This is a genomic window from Halopseudomonas sp. 4NH20-0008 (assembly GCF_057548395.1).
Genome location: NZ_BAAJMD010000004.1, coordinates 268,892 through 275,889 on the forward strand (window position 1 = coordinate 268,892; position 6,998 = coordinate 275,889).

Sequence of the window (6,998 nt, forward strand, 5' to 3'; positions counted from 1 at the left end):
GTGCTTAAATAATCTGCGTTTTCAGGTTACTGTCAGTCTAGACCATTGGGCATCGAAGACTGCTACAGATTCATGCCAGGACATTTTCGGGGGTTGTTGACAGGGCTATGAAACACCATGAAGCGCTGCTGGCATTACGCAGCTGGATGGGCCGACAGATTATTGGCCAGGAACAACTGATTGATCGCATGCTCATCTGCCTGCTCGCTGGCGGGCATGTGCTGGTTGAAGGGGCTCCGGGACTGGCGAAAACCAAGGCCATCAAGGCCTTGTCCGAGGCCATCGAGGCCGATTTTCACCGTATTCAATTTACCCCTGACCTGCTGCCGGCCGACATCACCGGCACGGAAATCTATCGACCGGAAACCGCCAGTTTCAGCTTCCAGCAGGGACCGATTTTTCACCACCTGGTACTGGCCGACGAAATCAACCGGGCGCCAGCCAAGGTCCAGTCCGCCCTGCTTGAGGCCATGGCCGAACAGCAAGTCAGTATCGGCCGGGAAACCTATTCCCTGCCCGAGTTGTTCATGGTCATGGCGACCCAGAACCCGATCGAACAGGAAGGCACCTACCCGCTGCCGGAAGCCCAGCTCGACCGTTTCCTCATGCACGTGCGGATCGGCTTCCCCGATGCCGCACTGGAACGTCAGATACTGCATCTGGCGCGCGGCGAGGCACAGGGAATAAACAGCAGGATCGAACGCCGTATCAGCCAGCAGAATATCCTCGGCGCCCGTCAGGAGGTACTGGAGCTCTTCATGGCCGATGCCGTAGAGGAATACCTGATCCAACTGATCATGGCCACCCGACGTCCCGAACTCTATAACCCGCAGCTCGCCGAGTGGCTGCAACTGGGCGCCAGTCCGCGCGGCACCATCGCCCTGGACCGCTGCGCACGTGCCCATGCCTGGCTAGCCGGGCGTGATTTCGTCAGCCCTGAGGATGTTCAGGCTATTGCCCACGATGTATTGCGCCACCGCATCATTCTCAGTTTCGAAGCCGAGGCGGTTGGCATAGACGCGGACCGGGCCATCACCCTGTTACTTGAATCTGTTGCGGTTGTCTGATCTTGATGGCAGAGCACATTGACAACCGTCTGTTCATCACCCTTGAACACCTGCTCGAGAGCCGCCAGCACTGTCAGCGTCTGACGCGCGGACGCGGCCCGGCCAAGGCCAGCCGGCAACTTGGCCAACAGTTCACTCGGTTGCGTGGTCGTGGTGTGGACTTTGATCAGGTTCGCACCTATCAACCGGGCGATGATATACGCAGCATTGACTGGCGCGTCACCGCACGAACCGGCAAGGTTCACACCAAGGTGTTCAATGAGGAACGCGAACGCCCGGTTTTCATCCTCTGCGAGCAAAGCAGTCGACTGTTCTTCGGCAGCCAGACCTGTTTTAAATCGGTGATTGCCGCTGAAGCCTGCAGCATGATTGCCTGGACGGCACTGGCCAACAACGACCGGGTTGGCGGCATGATCTTTGGCAGCGCCTGCCATGAGGTCAGACCGCAGCGCAGCCGGCAGGCAATCCTGCGTCTTTTCAATCTGCTGCTGGCCGCCAATCATGCACTGAGCCCGGCCTTACAGAGCATATCGGACAGTCAGGCAGAACCACTGAACATGGCCCTGCATCACAGTCGCGAGATTCTCAGACCTGGCAGCATCCTGTATGTCATCTGCGATCACAGTGCCATTGAACACCTGAATCAAAGCCTGCTTGTGCCCTTGGCCGCGCACAATGATCTGGTTCTGTTACCGCTATTTGATCCACTGGAAGCGGCTCTGCCGGCGCACCATCAGTTGGCCTTTGTTCAAGGTCAGGACTACCTGAGCATCAATACCGCCAGCCGTGAATTACGCCAGGTCTATGCCAGCCAGTTCGACAGCCTGCAACTGGGCTGGCAAAAGCTGTCCAGACGCCTTAACTGTTCATTGTTCACCCTGGATACCCGCCAATCGGCAGTGCATCAGCTACGGCATGTCCTTGGCCGACACAGACAGGCTGGACAGTCTTGAGCAGCACGCTGCAGGCCGCATTGATCCACCCGGTGGCACCGCCACCGGTCCCATGGTGGCCGCCTGCACCCGGCTGGTGGTTGCTGTTTGCACTGATATTGATCAGCTTTGGGCTGATGCCCTGGTTACGCAGCACATTGCGCCGGCGTACCCAGCGCGGCCAGCAGGCACAACGCATATTGGAACACATTCCTTATCAACTTAATGACCAGCAATGGCTCAGCGCAATCAATCTTCAATTGAAACGCCTTTGCAAGAGCAAGGGACATGAAGCAGCAACCCGACTGTACGGATCAGCCTGGCTTGATTATCTCTGCCAGCACTACCCCAGGCCGCAGCGCGGCCCGCTGGAGCCACTGGCGAGTGATCTCTATCGGCCGGCACCTGATTTATCCAGCCAGCAGCGACAGGCATTACTGCGCGAACTAAGGCGCTGGCTGAGGTATAACCATGTTTGAGTTCGCCTGGCCAGCCACCCTGCTGCTGTTCCCTCTGCCCTGGGTTTTTCGCTGGTTACTACCTCCGGCAAAGACGCACGCCGCCGCGCTGCAAGTCAGCTTTCTTGCCCGCCTCACTCTTCTGTTGAATCACGCACCCCTGACCCGCTCAACTCGGTTGGGCTGGCCCTTTGTGCTGATCTGGAGCCTGCTGATCCTCGCCGCCTGTCGCCCACAATGGCTTGGCGAGCCCCTGCCGATGGAGGTAAGCGGTCGTGACATGATGCTGGCTATTGACCTGTCAGGCAGCATGGAATACCGCGACATGACCCTGGACAATGAGCAAGTTGACCGGCTGACGCTGATCAAATCCTTGATGGGTGAGTTTATCGAACAGCGCCGGGGCGATCGTGTGGGGCTTATTCTGTTTGGTACCGAAGCCTATGTTCAAGCGCCACTAAGCCATGATCTTTCCAGCATCGGCACCTGGCTCAACGAAGCCTTTGTCGGCCTTGCCGGACGCCAGACGGCGATTGGCAACGCCCTGGGCCTGTCCGTCAAACGACTGAGTAGCGAGCCAGCACAGAGCCGTGTACTGATTCTGGTTACCGACGGTGCCAACAATGCCGGGCAGCTCAGTCCGATGCAGGCGGCTCGCCTGGCCGCCGATCAAGGCATCCGCATCTTTACCGTCGGCATCGGCACTGATCAGCCGCAAGCTCCGCCTCCCGGTGCTTTCAGCCGGGAAGCCGACCCCTCCATTGAACTGGATGAAGGTCTGCTGACAGATATTGCACTGCTGACCGGCGGCGACTATTTCCGCGCGCGGGATGACAAGGACTTCAGGGCAATTTACCAACGTATTGCCACCCTGGAGCCTGCCCTGCGCAGTGGCAGAGCATTGAGACAAAGCCACCCACTGTATGGCTGGCCCCTGGGGTTTGCTCTGCTAGCAAGTTTTGCGCTGGCCGGACGCCATGTCATCAGGAGCCAGGATGTTACCTGAAGCCCTTTCCAGCATAAGCCTGGCGCGCCCCTGGCTGCTTCTGCTGCTGCTTCCGGCCGCCGGACTCAGCTACCTGCTGTATCGCCGCTCGCGGCACTTTGGCAGCTGGGATAATCTACTTCCCCTTGCCATGCGCAAAGCACTGCTGTCCGGCAAACCGGAACAAGGTATGGCTGGACGCCATATCCTGCTTGCCCTGGTCTGGTTCCTGAGCATCGTCACGCTAGCCGGCCCGGAGTGGGAGTCAGGCCCCGCCCCTCTGCAGCTTGAGCAAAGCGCCATTGTCATCGTCTGGGACATGTCGCGCGATATGCTGGCCAACGACCTGACGCCGAATCGACTGGAAAGAGCCAGACTGAAAATCCGTGATCTGATGCAGCTCCGTGCTGACAGCCAGCTCGCCCTGATCACCTTTGCCGGCAGCGCACATCCGGTCACGCCTCTGAGCACCGACATGGCCACCCTGGAAAACCTGCTCCAGGCGCTTGAGCCTGGCTTGATGCCGGTTGAGGGCCAGAATATCGATGCCGCCCTGCGCATGGCCACCGGGATGATTGCTGACCTGCCCAGCAACAGTGCGCGCATATTATTGATCACCAGTGGTGTCGAACCAGCGCAACTGACTGTGCTGGAGCGTCATGCCGCCGAGCTGGGTCCGCAGTTATCCATTTTGGGTGTGGGCTCTGCCGGTGGGTCACCTGTACCGTTGCCAGAGGGTGGCTTCATGCGTGATGATCAGGGGCGTATCGTTCTTGCCCGCCTCGATGTTCAAGCGCTTTCAGCCCTGGCCCAGCGCAATGCCAACCGCTATCGAACCATTCAATTGAACGACAGCGATATCGAGTCGCTGCTGCCGCTACAAAGCCGTCTGCAGCAGCAAGCCAGCGACGAGCAAGCTGCCCGGCAATCGCAGGGCCATTGGCTGCTGCTGTTGCTATTGCCGCTGGTCGCGCTGGGGGCCCGACGCGGCTGGCTTGGCATGCTATTGCTGTGCGCGCTAGCCCTGCCCAGCGAAAGCCAGGCGATTGAATGGTCAGATCTATGGAAGACGCCAGACCAACAGGCAATGCAATTGCTCTTGGCTGAGCAACCGGCATCAGCCGCTCAGCGCTTTCGTGACCCGCTGTGGCAAGCCTGGTCCCATTATCAGGCCGGTAACTTCAGCGCCGCCGTATCCATTTATCAGGCACTGATCGCGCTCGAGCCGGATAATGCCGAGCTGCACTTCAATCACGGCACAGCACTGGCCATGGCAACGCGCTATGAAGAGGCGCTGGAAGCCTATGAGCAGACCCTGACACGCGCACCCGAGCATCAGGCGGCACGCCACAACCGCAGCCGCGTCGAAGCACACCTGAAAGCCCTCAAGGAGAAGCAACAGGCTGAGCAGGATGCGCAGCAAAGCAGCACCGATACCGAGGATGAAGGAAATTCGGACAACCTGAACGACACAGCCGAGAATTCGCAAATCGACGATGCTGTTGAACAAGAATCAGCATCCGCGCTTGAGACACAAGCAGGGACCCCTGCTGATAGCGGAGAGGCACAAGGCAGTGACCCGGCTGCGCAGACTGGGCAGGGGCAAAACACCCTTACGGATAACGTCGACACAGGCGAACAGGCTGTAACTGGCGAGTCAGGATCAGAGGCAGCAGGTGACAACCTGCTGTTGCAGGGCAACAATGAGCGTCAGGCGGCTCTGCAACTCTGGCTGGAAGAGCTGCCCGATGATCCCGCGGAACTTCTGCGCCGCAAGTTCCTCTACCAGCGACTGCAGCAAATGGACACACCATGAGCCTGACCCGACGCCTGCTTTACGGTTTCCTCCTGACATTGGTTTGCAGTCAGACACTGGCTGCATTGGAAGCCAGTATTGACCGTACACGGCTAGTCGAAGGCGAAACCCTGGAACTGACGCTGGAAAGCAGCTCTGCGAATCGCTTCAGCCGGCTTGATCTGGACGCGCTAGAGGAGCACTTTGTGATTCAGGGCACTCGCCAGTTAAGCCTTGTGACCCAGCTTGATGGTCGTAGTCAACCCGTGACACGCTGGGTCATCACGCTGATCCCAAAACGAACCGGCTTTGTGGTTATCCCGCCCATCAAACTTAATGACCAGCAGAGTGAGCCGATCAGCCTGCATGTCATCTCACTTGATGAAGCCGCCAATGACAACAGCATTAAACTGGCACCGGTATTCATCGACAGCGAAGTGGATAATCCGTCGCCCTATGTGCAAGCTCAAACACTGCTGACGCTGCGCATTTACCATTCGGTCCCCCTGTTCGATGACGCCCACCTGACCGAGCTGGTTATCAACGATGCCAAGGTTGAGCGGCTTGGGCCACCACGCAACTACGAGCGGGTAATCAACGGGGTGCGTCATGGCGTACGCGAGGAACGCTATGCCATCTTTGCACAGGTCAGTGGCAACCTGGAAATCCCATCCCAGCTGTTCAGCGCCACTACCATGCCGCAACGTGATCAGAACAGCGCCATTCCCCGTAACGGGCGCCTGGTCCAACTTCGATCACCAAGCATCAATCTTGATGTCCAGCCCATACCCGCCGCCTATCCCAGCAATGCCCCCTGGATTCCGGCACGACAATTGAGTGTCGAGCAGAACTGGCAACCCGATCCGACGCTGGACCTGCTGACCGGTGAATCGCTGACCCGTTCAATGCGCATACAGGCCGAAGGGCTTCCAGCTGCCCTGCTCCCGGACCTGGCTGTGATCAACAACAACCGAATCAAAGGTGTGCGGCAATATGCTGATCAACCCAGACTGGACAACATCATTCACGAAGATGGCCTGCGCAGTCTGCGCCAGGACAGCGCCGCATTGTTGGTTCAGGAAGCCGGCCGCTTCGAGCTGCCTGCCCAGAACCTGTTCTGGTGGAACACGGTCGAAGACAGCCTGCAGGTCATAGAACTGCCGGCTGTTACCTTGACGGTGATCAATAGTGACAGCTTTGTCTCTTCCCAGGCACCTATACAGTCCGGCGCCGACCCCGACCAGGTTGATACAACATTGCTCTGGCCCTGGCAACTTGCCAGCGCCCTGCTCAGTCTGGCATTGCTAGCCAGTCTGTATGCCCTTTATCACACTCGACAAAACCTGTTGCGCTTGCTCAAGCCGGATCAGGATGAAGAAATTTTTGATACCAGCGTCGTGCAGGGAAACCCACTGGGCGACTTGCAATCCGCCTGCCGCAGCAACCAGCCTGCCGAGGCGCGCAAGGCACTGGAGTTGTGGGCCCGCCAACAGGACCCGGAAGGACTGATTGGCCTGGCCCAACGTCACATAGAAATAGCCGATGCCCTGGAGGGTCTGAACACCTGTCTGTTCGGCCAAAATGAATATCCCTGGCGCGGCAAACCTTTGTGGCGTGCCGTGCGCATGGTCATACAGAGTCAAAAACAGGTAGCGACACCCGACAGTCCGGTCAACGAAGGTCTGTATCCAGAGGTTTAAGCTGGAAGCTGGAAGCTGGAAGCTGGAAGCTGGAAGCTGGAAGCTGGAAGCTGGAAGCTGG

At 58.5% G+C, this 6,998-nt stretch carries 6 protein-coding genes; all 6 read left to right on the forward strand.

Features of this window, described 5'->3' with window-relative positions; genetic code table 11:
• Positions 1-107: 107 nt before the first annotated feature.
• From AC27HQ_RS06445 to AC27HQ_RS06470, 6 genes are read left to right on the forward strand one after another with little or no spacing between them, the layout of a single operon-like run.
• A complete protein-coding gene (locus AC27HQ_RS06445; RefSeq protein ID WP_487155310.1) occupies positions 108-1,067 on the forward strand; it encodes an AAA family ATPase in 960 nt (319 codons plus the stop codon).
• Positions 1,068-1,072: 5 nt separating this feature from the next.
• Complete coding sequence (locus tag AC27HQ_RS06450) at positions 1,073-2,020, forward strand: DUF58 domain-containing protein (protein WP_487155311.1); 948 nt, start codon at positions 1,073-1,075, stop codon at positions 2,018-2,020.
• The gene (locus AC27HQ_RS06455) at positions 2,017-2,478 is read left to right on the forward strand and encodes a DUF4381 domain-containing protein (protein ID WP_487155312.1); all 462 of its coding nucleotides are present in this window, start codon (positions 2,017-2,019) and stop codon (positions 2,476-2,478) included. Before AC27HQ_RS06450 ends, AC27HQ_RS06455 begins: the two co-directional genes overlap by 4 nt.
• Positions 2,471-3,463 carry a VWA domain-containing protein gene (locus AC27HQ_RS06460; protein ID WP_487155313.1) on the forward strand — a complete coding sequence of 331 codons (993 nt, stop codon included), beginning with the start codon at positions 2,471-2,473 and terminating at the stop codon, positions 3,461-3,463. The genes AC27HQ_RS06455 and AC27HQ_RS06460 overlap by 8 nt, the downstream gene beginning before the upstream one ends.
• Positions 3,453-5,258, forward strand: coding sequence for a VWA domain-containing protein (locus tag AC27HQ_RS06465; RefSeq protein ID WP_487155314.1), 1,806 nt, complete (start codon positions 3,453-3,455; stop codon positions 5,256-5,258). The genes AC27HQ_RS06460 and AC27HQ_RS06465 overlap by 11 nt, the downstream gene beginning before the upstream one ends.
• Complete coding sequence (locus tag AC27HQ_RS06470; RefSeq protein WP_487155315.1) at positions 5,255-6,937, forward strand: BatD family protein; 1,683 nt, start codon at positions 5,255-5,257, stop codon at positions 6,935-6,937. The genes AC27HQ_RS06465 and AC27HQ_RS06470 overlap by 4 nt, the downstream gene beginning before the upstream one ends.
• Positions 6,938-6,998: the final 61 nt, after the last annotated feature.

What these genes read in the sequence shown, in the direction of transcription:
- AC27HQ_RS06450 (WP_487155311.1), top strand. Translation starts at nt 1,073, where the DNA reads ATGGCAGAGCACATTGACAACCGTCTGTTCATCACCCTTGAACACCTG.
- AC27HQ_RS06470 (WP_487155315.1), top strand. Translation starts at nt 5,255, where the DNA reads ATGAGCCTGACCCGACGCCTGCTTTACGGTTTCCTCCTGACATTGGTT.
- AC27HQ_RS06460 (WP_487155313.1), top strand. Translation starts at nt 2,471, where the DNA reads ATGTTTGAGTTCGCCTGGCCAGCCACCCTGCTGCTGTTCCCTCTGCCC.
- AC27HQ_RS06465 (WP_487155314.1), top strand. Translation starts at nt 3,453, where the DNA reads ATGTTACCTGAAGCCCTTTCCAGCATAAGCCTGGCGCGCCCCTGGCTG.
- AC27HQ_RS06445 (WP_487155310.1), top strand. Translation starts at nt 108, where the DNA reads ATGAAACACCATGAAGCGCTGCTGGCATTACGCAGCTGGATGGGCCGA.